At 60.8% G+C, this 17,173-nt stretch carries 22 protein-coding genes and 1 tRNA gene; 14 read left to right on the top strand and 9 right to left on the bottom strand.

All coding sequences use genetic code 11. The features are described from left to right. Nucleotides 1–41 precede the first annotated feature (41 nt). Nucleotides 42–779 carry an N-formylglutamate amidohydrolase gene (locus Q0908_RS15310; protein WP_299286313.1) on the bottom strand — a complete coding sequence of 246 codons (738 nt, stop codon included), beginning with the start codon at nucleotides 777–779 and terminating at the stop codon, nucleotides 42–44. Between the two features lie 103 nt (nucleotides 780–882). Between Q0908_RS15310 and pyk the strand changes: the two genes are divergently transcribed. The 8 genes from pyk (at nucleotide 883) to Q0908_RS15270 (ending at nucleotide 6,589) form a co-directional block, all read left to right on the top strand. Further along, the gene (pyk, locus tag Q0908_RS15305; RefSeq protein ID WP_299286310.1) at nucleotides 883–2,328 is read left to right on the top strand and encodes a pyruvate kinase; all 1,446 of its coding nucleotides are present in this window, start codon (nucleotides 883–885) and stop codon (nucleotides 2,326–2,328) included. 30 nt (nucleotides 2,329–2,358) lie between these two features. Continuing rightward, on the top strand, nucleotides 2,359–2,583 hold the full coding sequence (locus Q0908_RS15300; protein WP_299286306.1) for a hypothetical protein: 225 nt from the start codon (nucleotides 2,359–2,361) through the stop codon (nucleotides 2,581–2,583). A 132-nt stretch (nucleotides 2,584–2,715) separates the two neighbouring features. Continuing rightward, complete coding sequence (rpmI, locus tag Q0908_RS15295; protein ID WP_014873788.1) at nucleotides 2,716–2,916, top strand: 50S ribosomal protein L35; 201 nt, start codon at nucleotides 2,716–2,718, stop codon at nucleotides 2,914–2,916. A gap of 15 nt (nucleotides 2,917–2,931) precedes the next feature. Continuing rightward, nucleotides 2,932–3,294 carry a 50S ribosomal protein L20 gene (rplT, locus tag Q0908_RS15290; RefSeq protein WP_299147070.1) on the top strand — a complete coding sequence of 121 codons (363 nt, stop codon included), beginning with the start codon at nucleotides 2,932–2,934 and terminating at the stop codon, nucleotides 3,292–3,294. A gap of 181 nt (nucleotides 3,295–3,475) precedes the next feature. Beyond that, on the top strand, nucleotides 3,476–4,549 hold the full coding sequence (gene pheS, locus Q0908_RS15285) for a phenylalanine--tRNA ligase subunit alpha (RefSeq protein WP_299286300.1): 1,074 nt from the start codon (nucleotides 3,476–3,478) through the stop codon (nucleotides 4,547–4,549). A gap of 22 nt (nucleotides 4,550–4,571) precedes the next feature. Continuing rightward, on the top strand, nucleotides 4,572–5,504 hold the full coding sequence (locus Q0908_RS15280; RefSeq protein ID WP_299286297.1) for a glutaminase: 933 nt from the start codon (nucleotides 4,572–4,574) through the stop codon (nucleotides 5,502–5,504). Nucleotides 5,505–5,535: 31 nt separating this feature from the next. Further along, nucleotides 5,536–5,748: a phenylalanyl-tRNA synthetase subunit beta gene (locus Q0908_RS15275; protein WP_299286294.1), complete on the top strand. Its 213-nt coding sequence runs from the start codon at nucleotides 5,536–5,538 to the stop codon at nucleotides 5,746–5,748. Between the two features lie 31 nt (nucleotides 5,749–5,779). Then, complete coding sequence (locus Q0908_RS15270) at nucleotides 5,780–6,589, top strand: polyhydroxybutyrate depolymerase (protein WP_299286291.1); 810 nt, start codon at nucleotides 5,780–5,782, stop codon at nucleotides 6,587–6,589. Here Q0908_RS15270 and Q0908_RS15265 read toward each other — a convergent pair. The 3 genes from Q0908_RS15265 to dgcN all read right to left on the bottom strand — a co-directional run bounded on the left by Q0908_RS15265 (nucleotide 6,586) and on the right by dgcN (nucleotide 9,479). Further along, nucleotides 6,586–7,452 carry a D-amino-acid transaminase gene (locus Q0908_RS15265; protein ID WP_299286288.1) on the bottom strand — a complete coding sequence of 289 codons (867 nt, stop codon included), beginning with the start codon at nucleotides 7,450–7,452 and terminating at the stop codon, nucleotides 6,586–6,588. The genes Q0908_RS15270 and Q0908_RS15265 overlap by 4 nt on opposite strands. Continuing rightward, nucleotides 7,449–8,414, bottom strand: coding sequence for an N-acetyl-D-Glu racemase DgcA (gene dgcA / locus Q0908_RS15260; protein WP_299286285.1), 966 nt, complete (start codon nucleotides 8,412–8,414; stop codon nucleotides 7,449–7,451). The genes Q0908_RS15265 and dgcA overlap by 4 nt, the downstream gene beginning before the upstream one ends. Nucleotides 8,415–8,477: 63 nt before the next feature. Beyond that, entirely contained in the window at nucleotides 8,478–9,479 is a 1,002-nt protein-coding gene (gene dgcN / locus Q0908_RS15255) for an N-acetyltransferase DgcN (protein WP_299286282.1), read from the bottom strand. Nucleotides 9,480–9,743: 264 nt separating this feature from the next. Here dgcN and Q0908_RS15250 point away from each other — a divergent pair, with 264 nt between their 5' ends. Beyond that, nucleotides 9,744–10,703: an L-malyl-CoA/beta-methylmalyl-CoA lyase gene (locus tag Q0908_RS15250; protein ID WP_299286280.1), complete on the top strand. Its 960-nt coding sequence runs from the start codon at nucleotides 9,744–9,746 to the stop codon at nucleotides 10,701–10,703. 60 nt (nucleotides 10,704–10,763) lie between these two features. On the opposite strand, the gene Q0908_RS15245 is transcribed toward Q0908_RS15250, so the two are convergent. After that, nucleotides 10,764–11,234, bottom strand: coding sequence for a lytic transglycosylase domain-containing protein (locus Q0908_RS15245; protein WP_299286277.1), 471 nt, complete (start codon nucleotides 11,232–11,234; stop codon nucleotides 10,764–10,766). A gap of 144 nt (nucleotides 11,235–11,378) precedes the next feature. On the opposite strand from Q0908_RS15245, the gene Q0908_RS15240 reads away from it, so the two are divergent. After that, the gene (locus tag Q0908_RS15240) at nucleotides 11,379–11,846 is read left to right on the top strand and encodes a DUF302 domain-containing protein (protein WP_299286274.1); all 468 of its coding nucleotides are present in this window, start codon (nucleotides 11,379–11,381) and stop codon (nucleotides 11,844–11,846) included. Nucleotides 11,847–11,848: 2 nt separating this feature from the next. On the opposite strand, the gene Q0908_RS15235 is transcribed toward Q0908_RS15240, so the two are convergent. Then, nucleotides 11,849–12,301 (bottom strand): Lrp/AsnC family transcriptional regulator, encoded by a 453-nt coding sequence (locus Q0908_RS15235; protein ID WP_299286271.1) that lies wholly within the window; start codon nucleotides 12,299–12,301, stop codon nucleotides 11,849–11,851. 71 nt (nucleotides 12,302–12,372) lie between these two features. Here Q0908_RS15235 and Q0908_RS15230 point away from each other — a divergent pair, with 71 nt between their 5' ends. Together Q0908_RS15230 and Q0908_RS15225 are read left to right on the top strand one after the other, a co-directional pair. Then, nucleotides 12,373–12,966: a LysE family translocator gene (locus tag Q0908_RS15230; protein ID WP_299286268.1), complete on the top strand. Its 594-nt coding sequence runs from the start codon at nucleotides 12,373–12,375 to the stop codon at nucleotides 12,964–12,966. A gap of 58 nt (nucleotides 12,967–13,024) precedes the next feature. Next, nucleotides 13,025–13,987: an acetyl-CoA carboxylase carboxyltransferase subunit alpha gene (locus Q0908_RS15225; protein ID WP_299286265.1), complete on the top strand. Its 963-nt coding sequence runs from the start codon at nucleotides 13,025–13,027 to the stop codon at nucleotides 13,985–13,987. Here Q0908_RS15225 and Q0908_RS15220 read toward each other — a convergent pair whose 3' ends face one another. Genes Q0908_RS15220 through Q0908_RS15210 form a run of 3 tightly spaced genes read right to left on the bottom strand, consistent with a single transcriptional unit; the run spans nucleotide 13,988 to nucleotide 16,493 of the window. Next, nucleotides 13,988–15,058: a PAS domain-containing sensor histidine kinase gene (locus Q0908_RS15220; RefSeq protein ID WP_299286262.1), complete on the bottom strand. Its 1,071-nt coding sequence runs from the start codon at nucleotides 15,056–15,058 to the stop codon at nucleotides 13,988–13,990. It abuts the gene before it with no gap. A 60-nt stretch (nucleotides 15,059–15,118) separates the two neighbouring features. Next, nucleotides 15,119–15,769, bottom strand: a complete 651-nt coding sequence (locus Q0908_RS15215) for a GntR family transcriptional regulator (RefSeq protein ID WP_299147091.1) — start codon at nucleotides 15,767–15,769, stop codon at nucleotides 15,119–15,121. A 31-nt stretch (nucleotides 15,770–15,800) separates the two neighbouring features. Continuing rightward, nucleotides 15,801–16,493 carry a SprT family zinc-dependent metalloprotease gene (locus Q0908_RS15210; RefSeq protein ID WP_299286259.1) on the bottom strand — a complete coding sequence of 231 codons (693 nt, stop codon included), beginning with the start codon at nucleotides 16,491–16,493 and terminating at the stop codon, nucleotides 15,801–15,803. Nucleotides 16,494–16,625: 132 nt separating this feature from the next. On the opposite strand from Q0908_RS15210, the gene Q0908_RS15205 reads away from it, so the two are divergent. After that, nucleotides 16,626–16,958, top strand: coding sequence for a TIGR02300 family protein (locus Q0908_RS15205; protein ID WP_299286256.1), 333 nt, complete (start codon nucleotides 16,626–16,628; stop codon nucleotides 16,956–16,958). A gap of 91 nt (nucleotides 16,959–17,049) precedes the next feature. Then, a tRNA-Ala gene (locus tag Q0908_RS15200) sits at nucleotides 17,050–17,125 on the top strand. Nucleotides 17,126–17,173: the final 48 nt, after the last annotated feature.

Here is a 17,173-nt window from a genome sequence, read left to right as displayed (position 1 = left end):
TGCCCCAGACCCCGCGGTTTATTGGGCGAAATGAAGTTGGATCAAAGATTGGCGTCTTTGCTCGCCGCTTCAAGATGGGCGGCGAGGAACTGGGCCCAGTTGGTTTGGCCCGCCTCAGTCTCGATCAGGTCCTGACGCAGTTCCAGGATGACGTTTGGCCGCCCTTTTGAATGTGCATGCTGTGTCATTGCGTCACCGGGAAAGAAGCCTGCATAGGGCTGATTGTCGCCGACGGGACTGGTCAGCGCCCCCTGAAGGCGTCTGATCAGCGGGTTCGCGATCCGGCGATCCTGAGCCGACAGCACGCCGATTTCCCACGGTCGTGGCGCGCGGGCCTGAAGCTGCCTGGTAAAGCTGTGTATGGACAGGAACGCGATGTCCTTGCCCCGTGCGGTTTCGACAATCGCGTTGTGATAGGGTTGATAGAATGCTGCGATCCGGCGGGCTCGTTCAACCCCGTCGATGCGTCGGTTTCCTTCTATGATCGTGCCATCATAAAGCTGCGGAATCAGCGTTGGATCATCCGCGCCCCGGTTCGGATCAATCACCAGTCGCGAGAAGTTCGAGCAGACCACCGGCGCGTTAAGCACCTCGCCGAGTGCGAGTGCGGTTCCCATGGCCCCGATGTCATAGGCAATATGGCGTTCCATTTCGGCCTCGGGCAGCCCCAGACTGCCGCCACCCACGACCTCGGGCACCGTGTTTGAGGCATGATCACAGGTGATCACCCAGTGCCCTGACCGGTCTGCGCCGTGAATGGAAAATGGAGAGTATGTCATGCTGTTGTCGCCCGCGTTGCGCTAGGTTTAGGCCAGTTGCCACACGATGTGAATTGGGCAATAAGGCACGTGTTAGCGGTATCACCAAAAAGGACTCTGTCATATGCGACGCCAGCGCAACGTGAAAATTGTGGCCACGCTTGGCCCGGCTTCGGACACATACGAGATGATCCGCGCATTGCACGAGGCGGGCGCGGATGTGTTTCGCTTGAACATGTCCCATGGCAGCCATGAAGAGATCGCCGAAAAGCACAAGATCATCCGTCAGGTTGAAGAGGATTGCGGGTCCACCATCGCCATTCTGGCCGACCTGCAGGGTCCCAAGCTGCGCGTAGGTGTCTTTGCCGGTGACAGCGAGATGCTCGATGAAGGCGCGAAGTTCCGCCTTGATCTGGACAAGACCGACGGTGATGCGAGCCGTGTCTGCCTGCCCCACCCCGAGATTTTCGCGGCGCTCGAGCCCGGGAAATCCCTATTGGTCAATGACGGCAAGATCCGGCTGCGCGTAGAAGCCTGCGGTGCCGATTTCGCGGATTGTGTGGTGATCGCCGGTGGTGTGATTTCCAACCGCAAGGGTGTCAATGTTCCTGACGTGGAACTGCCCCTCGCCGCCCTGTCCGACAAGGACCGTGCCGATCTGGAATATGTCGCCGAGTTGGGTGTCGATTGGATGGCCTTGTCCTTTGTGCAGCGCGCAGCTGACGTGGAAGAGGCCCGCGAGCTTGTCAAAGGGCGCGCCGCAATCCTGTCCAAGATCGAAAAACCCAACGCCGTGGATCGCTTTGACGACATTCTGGCTGTTAGCGATGGGATCATGGTGGCTCGTGGTGATCTGGGCGTTGAACTGCCGGTCCAGAACGTGCCGCCGATCCAGAAACGCCTCGTGCGCAAATGTCGCCATGCGGCCAAGCCTGTGATCGTGGCGACCCAAATGCTCGAAAGCATGATCGAAAGCCCCATGCCGACCCGCGCCGAAGTCAGCGATGTGGCCACGGCGATCTATGAAGGTGCGGATGCCGTGATGCTGAGCGCCGAAAGTGCGGCGGGCAGCTTTCCCATCGAGGCTGTGACAACCATGGACCGGGTTGCTGCAGAGGTCGAACAGGATCCGACCTACACGCAGATTATCGAATCCAGCCGCAGCGCCAACCGCGCCTCGGTTGCGGACGGTATCGTGGCCGCCGCGCGCGAGATTGCGGAGACGGCCGACATCAAGGCGATCTGCTGTTTTACCCAAAGCGGGACCACTGCGTTGCTGGTCGCACGCGAGCGGCCCCGTGTGCCGATCCTCGCGCTGACACCGCTCAAGGGCACTGCACGTCGGATCGCGCTGACCTGGGGCTGCAATTGCGTTGTGACCGGCGTGATGGATCGCTTCAAAGGGGCGGTTGTGGGGGCGGCCAAGGCTGCACGCGACAAGGGGTTTGCAACGGCCGAGGATCGGATCGTGGTCACGGCCGGTGTTCCCTTCAACGTCACCGGCACCACGAACATTCTGCGCGTTGCCCCTTGCGATGAACGTTTGATTTATTCCACCGATCCAGAGTAACGTCGCCCCGCGATCAAGTAGGGTAAAGAGATGACTCCGGATATGTATTTGGTGCTCGGCATTGTTCTTGCCGGGCTTTCGATCCCTTCGGTGTTGTCTGCGTTGTCCGACAGGCGTGCGCCGCGGGCCTCAGCGATTACAGTCTTGATTGCAGGCGGACTTATCCTGCTGGCCATCCAGACGCAGCCCGGCGGCTATCGGCTCGAAAACATCCCCGACGTCTTTGTGCGCGTGATTGCGAAACTCATGCCCTGACCATCAATCAGGCCCCATATTTGACTTGCACTTGATGCGGTCCCCCCCTAAAGAGCGGCTTCGTTCCGCGCGTCCGGCCACAGTGGCATGCCGAGTCGCGCGTTCTACCGAACTCAAATGATGGAGACGGAAATGCCCAAGATGAAGACGAAATCGAGCGCCAAAAAGCGCTTCAAAGTGACCGCGACCGGCAAGGTCCTGGCAGGTCAGGCCGGCAAACGCCACGGCATGATCAAACGCACCCGCAAATTCATCCGTGACGCCCGTGGCACCACGACCCTGTCGGCCCCCGACGCCAAAATCGTCAAGGGCTTCATGCCCTACGACCGCTGATAGGAGGATAGACATATGTCCCGCACCAAAGGTGGAACCGTCGCCCACGCCCGTCACAAGAAGGTCATCAAGGCCGCCAAAGGCTATTACGGCCGCCGCAAGAGCACCTTCAAGGTCGCCCGTCAGGCTGTCGACAAGGCCAACCAGTACGCGACCCGCGACCGGCATAACCGCAAGCGCAGCTTCCGCGCGCTGTGGATCCAGCGGATCAACGCGGCCGTGCGTGCACATGACGAGGCACTGACATACAGCCGCTTCATCAACGGCCTGACGCTGGCTGGCATCGAAGTGGACCGCAAGGTTTTGGCCGATCTGGCCGTCAACGAGCCTGCCGCATTCGCCGCAATCGTGGATCAGGCCAAAGCGCAACTCGCTTAAGCCAGTCGATCACAATTTACATTCAGCAAGGCCCCGCTCTGATCCGAGCGGGGCTTTTTTCTGTTTTGCGGTGCCGTGCGACGCACCGACGGTGCGCGACAGTGTCGTCACCCGCACCAGGTGACCTTGCCAAAGCGCAGCGATGTGATAGCACGGCGACGCACGTAAGGAGCCGCATGCCATGGACGATCTCAAAGCGAAATACCTGACCCAGATTGCCGATGCTGGCAGCGAGGCCGCGCTTGAGGACATCCGCATCGCTGCCGTCGGCAAGAAGGGCGAAGTCGCGCTCAAGATGCGCGAATTGGGCAAGATGACCCCGGAGGAGCGGCAGGTCGCGGGCCCCGCGCTCAACGCGCTCAAGGACGAGATCAACAGCGCGCTTGCGGCCAAGAAGGCAGGCCTTGCGGACGCCGCGCTTGATGAACGCCTGCGCTCGGAATGGCTCGATGTGTCACTGCCGGTGCGCCCCCAACGTCAGGGCTCCATCCACCCGATCAGTCAGGTCAGCGAAGAGGTCACCGCCATCTTCGCCGAGATGGGGTTCAGCGTGGCCGAAGGCCCCCGGATCGACACCGACTGGTACAACTTCGACGCCCTCAACATTCCCGGCCACCATCCGGCCCGCGCCGAGATGGACACGTTCTATATGCACCGTGCCGACGGCGATGATCGCCCGCCGCATGTGCTGCGCACACACACCAGCCCCGTGCAGATCCGCAGCATGGAAGCGAGCGGCGCGCCGACGCGCATCATCTGCCCCGGCGGTGTCTATCGCGCGGACTATGACCAGACGCACACGCCAATGTTCCACCAGGTCGAAGGCCTCGCCATCGACAAGGACATCAGCATGGCGAACCTCAAATGGGTGCTCGAAGAGTTCGTGAAAGCCTATTTCGAGGTGGACGGCGTCGATCTGCGCTTCCGCGCCTCGCACTTCCCCTTCACCGAGCCGTCAGCCGAGGTCGATATCCGCTGCTCGTGGGAGGGTGGCACACTCAAGGTCGGCGAAGGCGACGATTGGCTTGAAATCCTCGGCTCGGGCATGGTGCACCCCAAAGTCTTGCAGGCGGGCGGCATCGATCCGAACGAATGGCAGGGCTTTGCCTTTGGCATGGGAATCGACCGGATTGCAATGCTGAAATACGGCATCCCCGATTTGCGTGCCTTCTTTGACAGCGATCTGCGGTGGTTGCGCCATTACGGCTTTGCCGCCCTCGACGTGCCAACGCTGCACGGCGGGTTGAGCAGATAGGGCGTGCGAAAGGGCGGATAGAATGACACGCGTTTCGCCCCCCGACCTACAATCGTTTCTGACGGATCTGGACATGTCCGTGCATGCCGCAAACGACTGGGGCACGCCTGCGAATTATATACCCGAGCTGGCCTGCATCGCCCCGGATCAATTCGCGATCTCCGTCGCATTACCAGATGGGCAAGTCTTGTCGGCAGGCTGCCACGACCAACCCTTTTCGATCCAGAGCGTGTCGAAGGTGTTCACCTTGGCTTGCGTGTTGGGCCGGATCGGAGATGAGCTTTGGGATCGGGTCGGGCGCGAGCCTTCGGGGACCTCCTTTGACTCTATCGTTCTGCTCGAACGCGAACAGGGGCGCCCGCGCAATCCGTTCATCAATGCAGGCGCGCTTGTGACGACCGACGCCTTGCTGGATGGTCGTATGCCCGCCGATGCGCTAGCCGAGGTCCTGGGCTTTATCCGCACTGCCGCGGGTGACACGAATATCCACATCGATGGCGACGTGGCGACCTCGGAAAAGGTCACAGGGCACCGCAACACCGCGCTCGCCTACTACCTCGCCTCGCACAAGAACCTGCACAACCCGCCGAACAGCACGCTCGAGACGTATTTTCATCAATGCGCCATCGCGATGAACACGGATCAATTGGCACGCGCGGGTACGGTGCTGGCGCGATTTCAAAATGCCCCGCGCCTGCTATCCTCGGAACGTGCGCGGCGGATCAACGCGCTGATGATGACCTGCGGGCACTATGACGGGTCGGGCGATTTCGCGTTTCGGGTCGGCCTGCCGGGCAAAAGTGGCGTTGGCGGCGGTATTCTGATCATCGCGCCCGGCAAGGCATCGATCGCCGTCTGGTCGCCGGGGCTGAACAACTACGGCAATTCCAAAGTTGGGACCGAGGCCGCGCACCGTCTGGCGCAATTTACCGGCTGGTCCGTCTTTGCCGGCTGAAATCCGGCGCTCATGTGCTAGGTTGCGATCCATGAAAACATACCTCGTCGCCGCAATGGTTGTCCTGATCCTGATCGCCCACGTGTTCCTGTGGCGCTCGGATATGGCGACGGGCCTCAAGATCACCTTCACGATCATCAATTTCACGGGCTGGGCGATCATTCTGGCCCCCATATTCCTGATCGACCGCTGGCTTGATGCGGTGAAGCGGCGCAATTCCTGCGACCACGATAATTTGACATGACACCGCCGCACGGTGGCGTAGCGTGCCCGCCATGAGATACCTTTTTGCACTGCTTGCCCTTTGGGCCCTCCCCGCCGCCGCCATGGGCCCATGGCAACGTGACTGCCAGCTGGACGTGCCCTGCGAGGTCGGCGCGCGCTCCTACCACGTCAAGGAACCGGATGGCTGGGATGGCGAAAGCCCCCTGCCCGTTCTGATCCACTTTCACGGCTGGCAGCGCACCGGTGCCCTGCCGGTGCAGCACCAACGCATTTCCGGGGCGACCCGGCGGCGGGGCGTGTTATTGATCGCCCCTAACGGCAATCGCAAGACGTGGAACATGTGGTCGCCCGAAACCGAAGACGTCGCCTTTGCCCACGAGGTTCTCGAAGACGTCGCCAATCGCTATCCCATTGATCCGGAAAACATCTTTCTGTCCGGCTATTCCTATGGATCGATCATGGCGTGGCGCGTCGCCTGTGACCGGGGCACCCAAATGAATGTGCGCGCACTGCTTGGCATATCAGGCACGCTAAACCAGCAGGAAGACTGCGCACAGGCCCCGCAAGAAGTGCGGCACGTCCACGGACTGAACGACAATGTGCTGGATTTTCCGTACGGGCGGGACGGCGATGAAACGTACCCGGTGGCCCTGTGGCGCTCACAATTCGATTGCGGCACGCCCACGGCGACACGCGACTGGTCCGCCGTTGACTTCCTGACGCTGAGCCGGACGGAATGGGACTGCGCTGGTGACACCAAAGTTGCACTCGATATCCACCCCGGCGGGCACTTCATCCCGCACGGCTGGATCGCGCGGCAGTTAGACGAATTGCTCGGGCGCGACCCGGTCTATCCCTAGATGGCGACCTTGCGGCTTTCATCCAGATAGATTTCGCGCAGACGTGGGGCGACCTTGCCCGGCGTGCCGTCGCCCAACGGCTGCCCGTCGATTTCTACCACAGGCATCACAAAGGTCGAAGCGGACGTAATGAACGCCTCATCAGCCTCGCGGGCCTCTTCAATGGTAAAGTTGCGCTCCTCGACCTCCATCTGCGCCTCTTGGGCAAAGCGCAAAACGGCCGCGCGGGTTATGCCGTGCAGGATGTCGTTGGATTTGGCGCGGGTGATGATCTTGTTGCCCTTCACGATATAGGCATTGTTGCTGGTCCCTTCGGTCACGAACCCGTCCTGGATCATCCAGGCATCATCCGCCCCCGCCTTCTTGGCCATCATCTTGCCCATGGAGGGATAAAGCAGCTGCACCGTCTTGATGTCGCGACGGCCCCAGCGAATGTCGTCGATGCTGATCACTTTCATGCCACGTTTGGCCGCGGGGTTGTCGGCCAGACCGGGCTTGTTCTGGGTGAACAGCACGACGGTGCAGGGCGTCGTTTCGGGATCGGGAAAGACGAAATCACGATCCTCCGGCGCACCGCGCGTGATCTGGAGGTAGATCATCCCCTCTTCGATCCCGTTCAAACGCACCAACTCGCGATGCACTTCAAGCAGGTCGTCTTTCGAGATCGGGTTGGCCATGTCGAGCGCATCGAGCGAGCGCTGAAGTCGTACCGCGTGCCCGTCGAAATCGATCAGCTTGCCGTCCAGAACCGAGGTGACTTCGTAGACGCCATCAGCCATCAGAAACCCACGATCAAAGATCGACACTTTGGCGTCCGCCTCGGGCATATACTCGCCGTTTACATAGACTGTGCGCATGTTCATCCCCATAGCTCGGACGCGGGCGGGTGGATCCCGGCGTCATCAAATTTCAACGGTGTTGCCCGGTCTTCGGCCAAGAGCAGCGGGCCGTCAAGGTCCACCACCGCCGCACCCTGCGCCACCAGCGTGGCCGGGGCCATGGCAAGGCTCGAGCCGACCATGCAGCCGACCATGATACGATAGCCCTCGGTCTGCGCTGCCGCGCGCAAAGCCAGCGCCTCGGTCAGCCCACCGGTCTTGTCGAGCTTGATGTTCACCATGTCGTACTTGCCCTTGAGCGCCGCCAGCGAGGCGCGATCATGGCAGGATTCATCTGCACAGACCGGCACGGGGCGGTCCATCCCGATCAGCGCTTCGTCATCGCCCGCGGGCAGTGGCTGTTCGACCAGATCGACGCCAAGACGCACGAGGTGCGGGGCCAGATCGGCGTACACCTCCGCCGACCACCCCTCGTTCGCATCCACGATGATTCGGGATGTGGGCGCACCGGCGCGCACCGCCTCAAGCCGTGGCATATCGTCCGGCGTGCCCAGCTTGATCTTGAGCAGCGGGCGAAACGCGTTCTTTGCAGCCTGCGCCTGCATCACTTCGGGCGTATCCAGCGATAGGGTGTAGGCGGTGATTTCAGGACCGGGCACCGGCAATCCGGCCAGTTCCCACGCGCGCTCGCCCGCCTGCTTCGCCTCCAGATCCCACAACGCGCAATCGACCGCATTGCGGGCCGCACCTGCAGGCAACAGATCGTACAAATCCCTGCGTGACAGATCAGCGGGCAGTCCTTCGATTGCAGCCGTCACGCCGTCGAGCGTCTCGCCATAGCGGGCATAGGGCACACACTCGCCCATGCCTGCATGCGCGCCGTCCGACACGCGGACGGTCAGCACCTGCGCCTCGGTCCGGGACCCACGCGAAATCGTAAAGACCTGCGCCAGCCTGAAGACATCTTGGGTCACTTCAATACGCATCAAACCGCCTTGTTTAGTTCATTGAAATCTGTCCTGAAAGGAGGCACAGCGTCGCGCGGATGCTCACAGGTCGACAAGCGGGTCGATCAACTTGCCCGCACCGAACCGGAACGGATCTGTGGCAGGCAGGTTCATGCGATCCTCGATCTCCTGCAAACAGGTCCGCGCGGCATTCTCGTCCAGCGCCTTGGTGTTGACCGAAACGCCGGTCACCTGCGCGGCCGGGTTCGCGACCTGGGCGATGGGCAGTGCGGTGTCGCGCAGTTGCTCGAGCGAGGGCAGCCCATAGTGCGGCAGGCCCCGCATGTGGGTGCGGGTCGGCTCGTGGCACAAGACCAGCGCGTCCGGCTGACCGCCATGGATCAAGGCCATGGTGACGCCGGAATAGGATACGTGAAACAGGCTGCCCTGCCCCTCAATGTGATCCCAGTGATCGGCATCATTGTCGGGCGTCAGATATTCGACCGCCCCGGCCATGAAATCGGCGATGACCGCATCCAGCGGCACGCCCTTGCCCGTGATCAAAATGCCGGTCTGACCGGTGGCGCGAAACGAGGATTTCATGCCCCGTTTCTGCATCTCGGCATCCATCGACATGGCCGTATACATCTTGCCGCAGGAACAATCGGTGCCGATGGCCAGGGCGCGCTTGCCCGTGCGTTTGACACCGTTGGCGATGGGATAGGCGACAGACGGAACGCGCACATCGTGCAGAGTGCGCCCGTTCACCTTGGCAGCGGCCTGCAACTCATCCTCATTGCGCAGCAGATTGTGCAAACCCGCGGCCAGATCATAGCCCATCTGAAGGGCCTGCACCAAGACCACTTTCCACTCGTCCGAGATGATCCCGCCGCGATTGGCCACACCGATCACCAAAGTCTTGGCACCGGCTTTCAGCCCCTCTTCGAGAGACATGTCGGTCAGGCCCATATCGGCACCGCAACCGGGCAGACGAAACTGACCCACGGCATTCTCGGGACGCCAATCCTTGATCCCTTGGGCAACCTTGGCGGCCAGTTGGTCGGGGGCATCGCCCAGAAACAAAAGATAGGGTGTCTGAATCATAGCGGCCTCTCAAAGATATGTGACACTTCAATCTTGCGCATAACCGCTGCAATGACATCGCAAAACGCGCATCCTATCGACAGTATCACGAAGAATTTTGCAGATGCCGAAAGATTTCACGAGATTCTTGCGCCCGCACTACCGATCAGAACAGGATCGCCCATGTCATGCTGCACCTGCACAATCACGCTTGCACCACCTCATGTAATTTAATACCTGAATGCACAATTCCTACGCAATAATCTTACCGAAAGGTCGCCGATCATGTCGTTCCGCCTGCAACCTACGCCCCCCGCACGTCCCAACCGCTGCCAGTTGTTCGGCCCCGGCTCTCGCCCCGCCATTTTCGAGAAGATGGCGGCCTCGGCGGCAGATGTCATCAACCTTGATCTTGAGGACTCAGTGGCCCCATCTGACAAAGACAGCGCGCGCGAAAATATCATCAAGGCGACCCACGAAATTGACTGGGGCAACAAGTTCCTCAGCGTGCGGATCAATGGGCTCGACAGCCCCTATTGGTATCGCGATGTGGTGGATTTGCTGGAACAGGCGAGCGACCGGCTTGATCAGATCATGATCCCCAAGGTGGGCAATGCCGCTGATATCTACGCAGTGGATGCGCTTGTGTCCGCCATTGAGACCGCAAAGGGGCGCAGCAAACCTGTCGCCTTCGAGGTGATCATCGAATCCGCGGCAGGCATCGCCCATGTCGAGGAAATCGCGGCGGCTTCGCCCCGTTTGCAGGCGATGAGCCTTGGGGCGGCGGATTTCGCGGCGTCCATGGGGATGCAAACAACAGGGATTGGTGGCACGCAGGCCAATTACTATATGCTGCACGAGGGCCAGCAGCACTGGTCCGACCCCTGGCACTGGGCGCAGGCGGCCATCGTCGCAGCGTGCCGGACGCATGGTGTCTTGCCCGTCGACGGACCCTTTGGCGACTTCTCAGACGACGACGGGTTCCGCGCGCAGGCACGGCGATCCGCGACCTTGGGCATGGTGGGCAAGTGGGCAATCCACCCCAAACAGGTGGCCATCTCGAACGAAGTATTCACCCCGTCCGAAGAGGCGGTAAGCGAAGCGCGCGAAATCCTGGCCGCCATGGAAACGGCCAAAGCCAATGGCGAGGGGGCGACCGTCTACAAAGGGCGACTTGTCGATATCGCATCGATCAAACAGGCCGAAGTCATCGTCAAACAATCCGAGATGATTGCCGGGCACTGACGCCCTCAGGGACGGTGGGTGGGGCGTCTTTGCCAAAGGCAAAGCGCGTCACGCAATGTCCTAGTCAGGCCAGACCTTGCGCCCGTCGACGCCGGTTTCGGCAACCAGACCCCGACGCTTGGCCTCGTAATAATAACCACGCGCATACCACATCACGGCCCGGTCCAGATCACCATCCGAAACCAGCCACGCGCCGCGCAAATAGCGGGTTGCGTATTTCAGGTTGGTTTCGGCATCCAGCAAATCGTTCGGCTGGCCGCGAAAACCCATGCTGCGGGCGGTCGCAGGCAAGATCTGCATCAATCCGTAATAGGGCCCGTTGCGCGCACTTGGGCGATGTGTGCTTTCGCGGATCACTACCTTTTGGACCAAAGCGACGGGTATGTCATTGGTCGCCGCCGCCGCCTCGATCTGGGCGCGCAATTGCGGCGTCTCATTGGGATAAAGCGGAACGACGGGCACCGGTTCTGGGGCCGGAGCGGATGTGCATGCAGCCAACGTGACCGCAATCAAAAGGACAAACCATTTCATGGCCGCGCCCTAACATGAGGCCACAATCCTGCCCACCCGGAAACGTCCATCGTAAGCAACGTTTTGCCAATTGACGCACACAGACGTGATTGGGCATCGCGCGCGTCACCATGTTCACTGCGCCAAACCTATCAGGAGACCGCCATGTACCGCACCCTTTCCGCCCTCGCCCTCGTTTTGTTTGCAGGCACATCACACGCCGAAATGGCCCCCCGTGATGGATGGTCGGTGACACCCACGACCAAATCCTACGATGCTTTGATTGACGACGTGAAAAGGGCGGCCAAAGCCAACAAGATGGGCGTCGTGACCCAAGCCGGACCAACGGGGGCCGCTGCGAACCGAGGGGTCACGATCCCGGGCAATCGGGTGATCGGCCTGTTCAACAACCTTTACGCGGTCGAAGTGCTTGGCCTGTCGACCCCTGCAATGATCGAGGCTCCGATCCGGGTCTATGTCACTGAAAACGATGATGAAACGGCAACGCTCAGCTACAAGCTGCCCTCGACCGTCTTTGCGCCCTACATGGCCGAGGCCGGGCCGGAACTGGAACGGATCGCGGGTGAACTCGACGCCATCTTTGCCGATATCAGCGCGCAGGCGACGCAGTAGCGCTAGGCCCGTTCGTCCTTCGGCGAGCCCATCACCACATAGGACGTGATCCCGTTCACTTGCGGCAAGGCACCCAGCATGTCGGTGTGAAAGGTCTTGTAGCTTGGCAGGTCAGCGCATTCGATACGCAGCAGATACTCAATGGTCCCGGTGATATTGTGGCATTCGCGCACTTCTGGCGCGCGCGAGATCGCACGTTCAAACGCTTCCTGACTGGCCTTTGAGTGATTGTTGAGGCCAACGCCGATATAAGCCACAAACCCTGACCCTAGCTTGGTCCGATCCAGCACAGCGCGGTAGCCGGTGATGATCCCGGCGCGCTCCAATTCCTGCACCCGACGCAAGCACGCCGAGGGGGACAGGCCCACACGATCGGCCAGTTCGATATTGCTGATGCGACCGTTTTGGCCAAGCTCATGCAATATCCGTTCGTTTATGCGATCCATCTTCACCATATATTGCGAAAATACGTCTCTTGTCCCAAACTTCGCAACCAAAATCGCGCCAGCCGGTCACTTATTGCGTCATGACACTTGATCTGCTCTCTGCCCTTGCGGCCTTTGCCTTTGTAAGCTCGATCACACCGGGGCCAAACAACCTGATGCTGATGGCGTCCGGGGCCAATTTTGGTTTTCGCCGCACCATCCCGCATATGCTGGGGGTCGGGCTAGGCTTTGTGTTCATGGTGATGCTGGTCGGTGCGGGGCTGATCCAGATCTTTGACGCCTACCCGCTCAGCCACACTGTGCTCAAAGTCGCATCCGTCGCCTATCTGCTGTTTCTGGCGTGGAAGATCGCAACCGCCGCACCGGTTCATGATGGGCAGGGTCAGGGCACGCCAATGACGTTTCTGCAAGCCGCCGCCTTTCAGTGGGTCAATCCCAAGGCGTGGACGATGGCCCTGACAGCAGTGACCGTCTACACGCCCGACACCACGCTTTGGGGGATCGGGGTTGTGGCCTTGGTCTTTGGCGCTATCAACCTGCCGGCCGTCAGTTCATGGACCGTGCTTGGCCAGCAAATGGCGCGCGTGCTGACAAATCCCGCCCGGCTGACGGCATTCAACTGGACCATGGCCGCACTGCTCATTGCCTCGCTTTATCCGGTCGTTTTCCCCTGAATATTGCAAATCCCCTGCGGCCCGGCCATATATCGCCAAACCGCATCGGGAGCGCTGTGTGACGCAATATCTGGAATTCGAAAAGCCATTGGCTGAAATTGAGGGCAAAGCAGAGGAACTGCGCGCCCTTGCCCGCCAAAGCGAAGATATGGATGTCACCGATGAGGCGGCGGCGCTGGATGCCAAAGCGGTCTCGTTGCTTGATGATCTTTACAAGGATCTGACGCCCTGGCGGAAATGTCAGGTCGCACGGCACCCCGAGCGGCCCCATTGCGTAGACTACATAGAGGCGCTGTTCACCGAATACACGCCTTTGGCCGGGGATCGGAACTTTGCCGATGACCACGCGGTCATGGGCGGCCTTGCCCGGTTCGAGGATCGCCCGGTGGTCGTCATCGGCCACGAGAAGGGCAACGACACCAAATCACGGATTGAGCGTAATTTCGGCATGGCCCGCCCCGAAGGATACCGCAAGGCGATCCGGCTGATGGACATCGCGGATCGCTTCGGGCTGCCGGTGATCACGTTGGTCGACACGCCCGGGGCCTATCCCGGCAAGGGCGCAGAAGAGCGCGGCCAGTCCGAAGCCATCGCACGCTCCACCGAAAAGTGCCTGCAGATCGGCGTGCCATTAGTGTCCGTGGTGATCGGCGAAGGTGGCTCTGGCGGCGCGGTTGCTTTTGCTACGGCCAACCGTGTCGCGATGCTTGAACATTCAGTCTATTCGGTGATCAGCCCCGAGGGCTGTGCTTCAATCCTTTGGAAGGATGCCGAAAAGATGCGCGAAGCGGCAGAGGCCCTGCGTCTGACCGCACAAGATCTCAAGCAGTTGAATGTGATCGACCGTATCATTCCTGAATCTGTCGGAGGAGCGCATCGTCACCCCGAGGCGACAATGGCGGCCGTCAGTTCGGCCATCGCTGCGATGTTGCAGGACCTTGATGCCAAGGACCGGGCAGCCCTGATTTCGGATCGGCGCAACAAATTCCTTGATCTGGGGTCCAAGGGCCTCGCGGCCTGATCAGCCAAAGGCATGGATGCTTGCGCTGTGCCGCACGATCTTGCCCGGTAGTTCCAGATGCACCTCAGCTCCGTGACCTGAATGCGGTGGCACAATGTTGACGACCCCGCCATGAGAGCGCGCGAGTTTGCTGATGCCCATCAGTCCGAACCCGGTTCCGTCGCGACCGCGCCCCGGTCCTTTCGTGATGGCCGCTGTGGAAAACCCCGGTCCGTCATCACAGACCGAAAACCGGAGCCGCTGCGCGTTCATCTCTTCGACCTGAACAGAGACGCGGCGGGGCGTGTTTGGTCCGTGCTTGAACGCGTTGTCGATCAAATTGCGCAGAACGATCTGAACGGCGGCATAATCCGTGTCCACCAGCAACCGCTCATAGGACACGCTGTGCGTCCTCTGCGGGTCCAGCAGCACCAGGACATCGTCACATAATCCGCCCAGATCAAAGACCCGATTGTGCCCCTGTGCATCGGGTGCCATCGCCCTCAGCATGATCCCGGAGATCACCTCAAGCGCCTGATCGGCCAGTGCATCGATCATGTCGATCAACTGCGCCTTGCCATCGCCGTGATCGACAAAATCAATCCGCATTACATCAGCCAGCGACTTGAGGTTTCCAACCGGACTGCGCAGGTCATGGGCTGCCATGCAGATCAAATCCTGCATCTCGTGCGCTGACGCCACGGTCATGGATTGTTCCGCCGCCCGGGCACGGTCCTTCGTGATATCGCGGGAAATGCCCACCATATGCGTCATCTGCCCATCGGCATCATGTACCGGGCGCAATTGGGTGTGCACCCATGTCTGGTGCGTGCCTATGGGCAGTGCGATTTCATACTCCGTCGCCTCGCCACCCTCCCACGCCTTGCACTGGCGTCGAAACACGGAATACGCGGCCCGGCCCGTAAACAGATCGTAGGCGGGACGCCCGACAATCTGATCGAGCGTCAGGGCAAGCCGATCGCGCACCGCCTGATTTGCAAATCCATAGACCGGAAGCCCCTTCTTGCCTGCCACCAATACGAAGATCGGCTGATCCACAAAGTCGTAGGGGCTGAAATCAATAGCTGTCATGGCGCGACTCCTCCGTCTGAGCCGGTATACCGCACGGGCACCTACCAAAGCTTTAACGTGTCAGCTGGCGAGCATTCTCAACCCTTGGGTGACATCGGATCGAACCGCAAGGCGCAACCCCGGCTCGTCCCCTGCGCGCAGGGCCGCGATGATCAGCCGGTGATAATGGGGCGGCTCGGTGCGCCGCAACCGCCCGTAAAGCGCCCGCATGGTCGGCCCCATTTGCAGCCAAACCGTTTCGGACATGGCCAGCATAGCCGGGGCTTGGGCGCGCAGATAAAGGGTGCGGTGAAATTCAAGGTTCGTGCGGATGTAGCTGACCGCATCCCGGTGCGCGACCGCTTCGGCGACGGCCCCGTTGATGGTCTGCAACCGCTCGATCAGGGCGAGGTGTGCACGGGGCAAGGCACGGGTGGCCAATTCCACCTCGATCAGGGCTCGCAGGGCCGCCAGCTCTTCGATCCGCTCGTTGGACAGTTCCGGCGTTGAAACCCGGCCTGAGGGCGATAGAGTGAGCGCTCCTTCGGCAACCAACCGGCGCACCGCCTCGCGTGCGGGGGTCATCGATACGTCGTATTGCTTGCCAATCCCACGCAGAGTCAGCGCGTGCCCCGGTGGAATATCCCCGTGCATGATCCGCGTGCGCAAGCGGCGATAGACCCGGTCATGGGCGGCAGTGGTGGCATCTCGGGGGCGTAGGTTGGGCTGCATATGCGTTTGTGATCACAAACACACCAAGCCGTCAATCACCGAACCGATATTGGTGCAGTGCATTGCCTTCGGTCTTGAGCCACCGCCGCACGGCCTTGTAGGGGCCATGGATCCTCTCCACCTCGGCCCAGAACGCGGGCGAGTGGTTCATCTGGGCCAGATGCGCAACCTCGTGGGCGGCGACGTAGTTCAGCACCTCGGGCGGGGCGAGGATCAGGCGCCATGAATACATCAGACGCCCTTCGGAGGAACACGACCCCCACCTGGACCGGGTGTCACGGATGGTGATGCTCGAATATCCAACCCCAAGGCGGTCAGAATAGACATCGCTTTGCAAGGCCAACTGGTCCCGTGCGCGCGCCTTGAGAAACCCCAATGTCCGACGCGCAGCCGTGTCCGCCCGACCGGGCACGATCAACCTAGCCCCCTCAAGTCGGATTCCGCGCCCTGCCCCTTGGACAAGGGTGCACACCTGCCCCTCGAGCGGCAAGGTCGAACCAAGGCCAACAATGTTTTCCTGAGGTCGGGAGGCCAGATGACGGGCAATCCAATCGCGTTTTTCGGCGGCAAAAGCCAACGCGTCGCGTTCCGACACCCGATGAGGCAACGTCAGCGTGACCCGCCCATCAAGCTGCGAAATCCGCAAGGTGATCCGGCGGGCCCGGGCCGAACGACGCAGTGTCAATGCAATGTCGGGGTCCCCTTGAAGGACACGTTCATCCATCCCATCTTCCCCATCTGACCATAAGGCTTTGACTCCGTCCCGGCCTTATGGCACTTGCCCAGAATCGCCGCAATATGGACGGCCTGTTTGCGCATCCGCGCCGGGGCCTGCACTGACAGACAAGGATCTCGCATGCCAAAGGAAGAATGGGGCACCAAGCGCCTGTGCCCAACCACGGGTAAACGGTTTTACGACATGAACCGCACACCCATCATCAGCCCCTACACGGGCGAAGCGGTGCAGCTCGACAGCACCAAGACCCGGATGATCGCCGCTGACGACGAGGATGCGGTCACAGCCAAAGCCAAGGCTTCGACTGCGGCCGAGGACGAGGATCAGGTGCTGGACGATGATGACGTCGACGTCGAGTTGGACGATGATCTGCTGGACGACGATGATGATGACGAGGACACCGTCCCGCTCGAAGAAATAGCAGACGTCGCTGCCGATGACGACGACACGTAAATCGACCCTGCACGCGGGATCTTTTTCGCTTGATCCCGCAGTGCAAAGCGCCTAATCAGCGGCGCACGGCTGGCAACAGCCGCCCAAGAATGGGGCATTAGCTCAGCTGGGAGAGCGCCTGCATGGCATGCAGGAGGTCAGCGGTTCGATCCCGCTATGCTCCACCATTCTTGTTCGTTCCAGCATCAAGATCAGCACATTTCAGAACCCGTAGG

The organism is uncultured Tateyamaria sp. (genome assembly GCF_947494755.1).
Lineage (GTDB): Bacteria > Pseudomonadota > Alphaproteobacteria > Rhodobacterales > Rhodobacteraceae > Tateyamaria.
Note: the sequence above shows the minus strand (reverse complement) of the source record. Positions and strands in the feature narration are given on the sequence as shown.

Bases quoted from the DNA above. Each gene is read 5' to 3' on its own strand.
- Q0908_RS15310 (WP_299286313.1), bottom strand. From the start codon at position 779: ATGACATACTCTCCATTTTCCATTCACGGCGCAGACCGGTCAGGGCAC.
- pyk (WP_299286310.1), top strand. From the start codon at position 883: ATGCGACGCCAGCGCAACGTGAAAATTGTGGCCACGCTTGGCCCGGCT.
- Q0908_RS15300 (WP_299286306.1), top strand. From the start codon at position 2,359: ATGACTCCGGATATGTATTTGGTGCTCGGCATTGTTCTTGCCGGGCTT.
- rpmI (WP_014873788.1), top strand. From the start codon at position 2,716: ATGCCCAAGATGAAGACGAAATCGAGCGCCAAAAAGCGCTTCAAAGTG.
- rplT (WP_299147070.1), top strand. From the start codon at position 2,932: ATGTCCCGCACCAAAGGTGGAACCGTCGCCCACGCCCGTCACAAGAAG.
- pheS (WP_299286300.1), top strand. From the start codon at position 3,476: ATGGACGATCTCAAAGCGAAATACCTGACCCAGATTGCCGATGCTGGC.
- Q0908_RS15280 (WP_299286297.1), top strand. From the start codon at position 4,572: ATGACACGCGTTTCGCCCCCCGACCTACAATCGTTTCTGACGGATCTG.
- Q0908_RS15275 (WP_299286294.1), top strand. From the start codon at position 5,536: ATGAAAACATACCTCGTCGCCGCAATGGTTGTCCTGATCCTGATCGCC.
- Q0908_RS15270 (WP_299286291.1), top strand. From the start codon at position 5,780: ATGAGATACCTTTTTGCACTGCTTGCCCTTTGGGCCCTCCCCGCCGCC.
- Q0908_RS15265 (WP_299286288.1), bottom strand. From the start codon at position 7,452: ATGAACATGCGCACAGTCTATGTAAACGGCGAGTATATGCCCGAGGCG.
- dgcA (WP_299286285.1), bottom strand. From the start codon at position 8,414: ATGCGTATTGAAGTGACCCAAGATGTCTTCAGGCTGGCGCAGGTCTTT.
- dgcN (WP_299286282.1), bottom strand. From the start codon at position 9,479: ATGATTCAGACACCCTATCTTTTGTTTCTGGGCGATGCCCCCGACCAA.
- Q0908_RS15250 (WP_299286280.1), top strand. From the start codon at position 9,744: ATGTCGTTCCGCCTGCAACCTACGCCCCCCGCACGTCCCAACCGCTGC.
- Q0908_RS15245 (WP_299286277.1), bottom strand. From the start codon at position 11,234: ATGAAATGGTTTGTCCTTTTGATTGCGGTCACGTTGGCTGCATGCACA.
- Q0908_RS15240 (WP_299286274.1), top strand. From the start codon at position 11,379: ATGTACCGCACCCTTTCCGCCCTCGCCCTCGTTTTGTTTGCAGGCACA.
- Q0908_RS15235 (WP_299286271.1), bottom strand. From the start codon at position 12,301: ATGGTGAAGATGGATCGCATAAACGAACGGATATTGCATGAGCTTGGC.
- Q0908_RS15230 (WP_299286268.1), top strand. From the start codon at position 12,373: ATGACACTTGATCTGCTCTCTGCCCTTGCGGCCTTTGCCTTTGTAAGC.
- Q0908_RS15220 (WP_299286262.1), bottom strand. From the start codon at position 15,058: ATGACAGCTATTGATTTCAGCCCCTACGACTTTGTGGATCAGCCGATC.
- Q0908_RS15215 (WP_299147091.1), bottom strand. From the start codon at position 15,769: ATGCAGCCCAACCTACGCCCCCGAGATGCCACCACTGCCGCCCATGAC.
- Q0908_RS15210 (WP_299286259.1), bottom strand. From the start codon at position 16,493: ATGGATGAACGTGTCCTTCAAGGGGACCCCGACATTGCATTGACACTG.
- Q0908_RS15205 (WP_299286256.1), top strand. From the start codon at position 16,626: ATGCCAAAGGAAGAATGGGGCACCAAGCGCCTGTGCCCAACCACGGGT.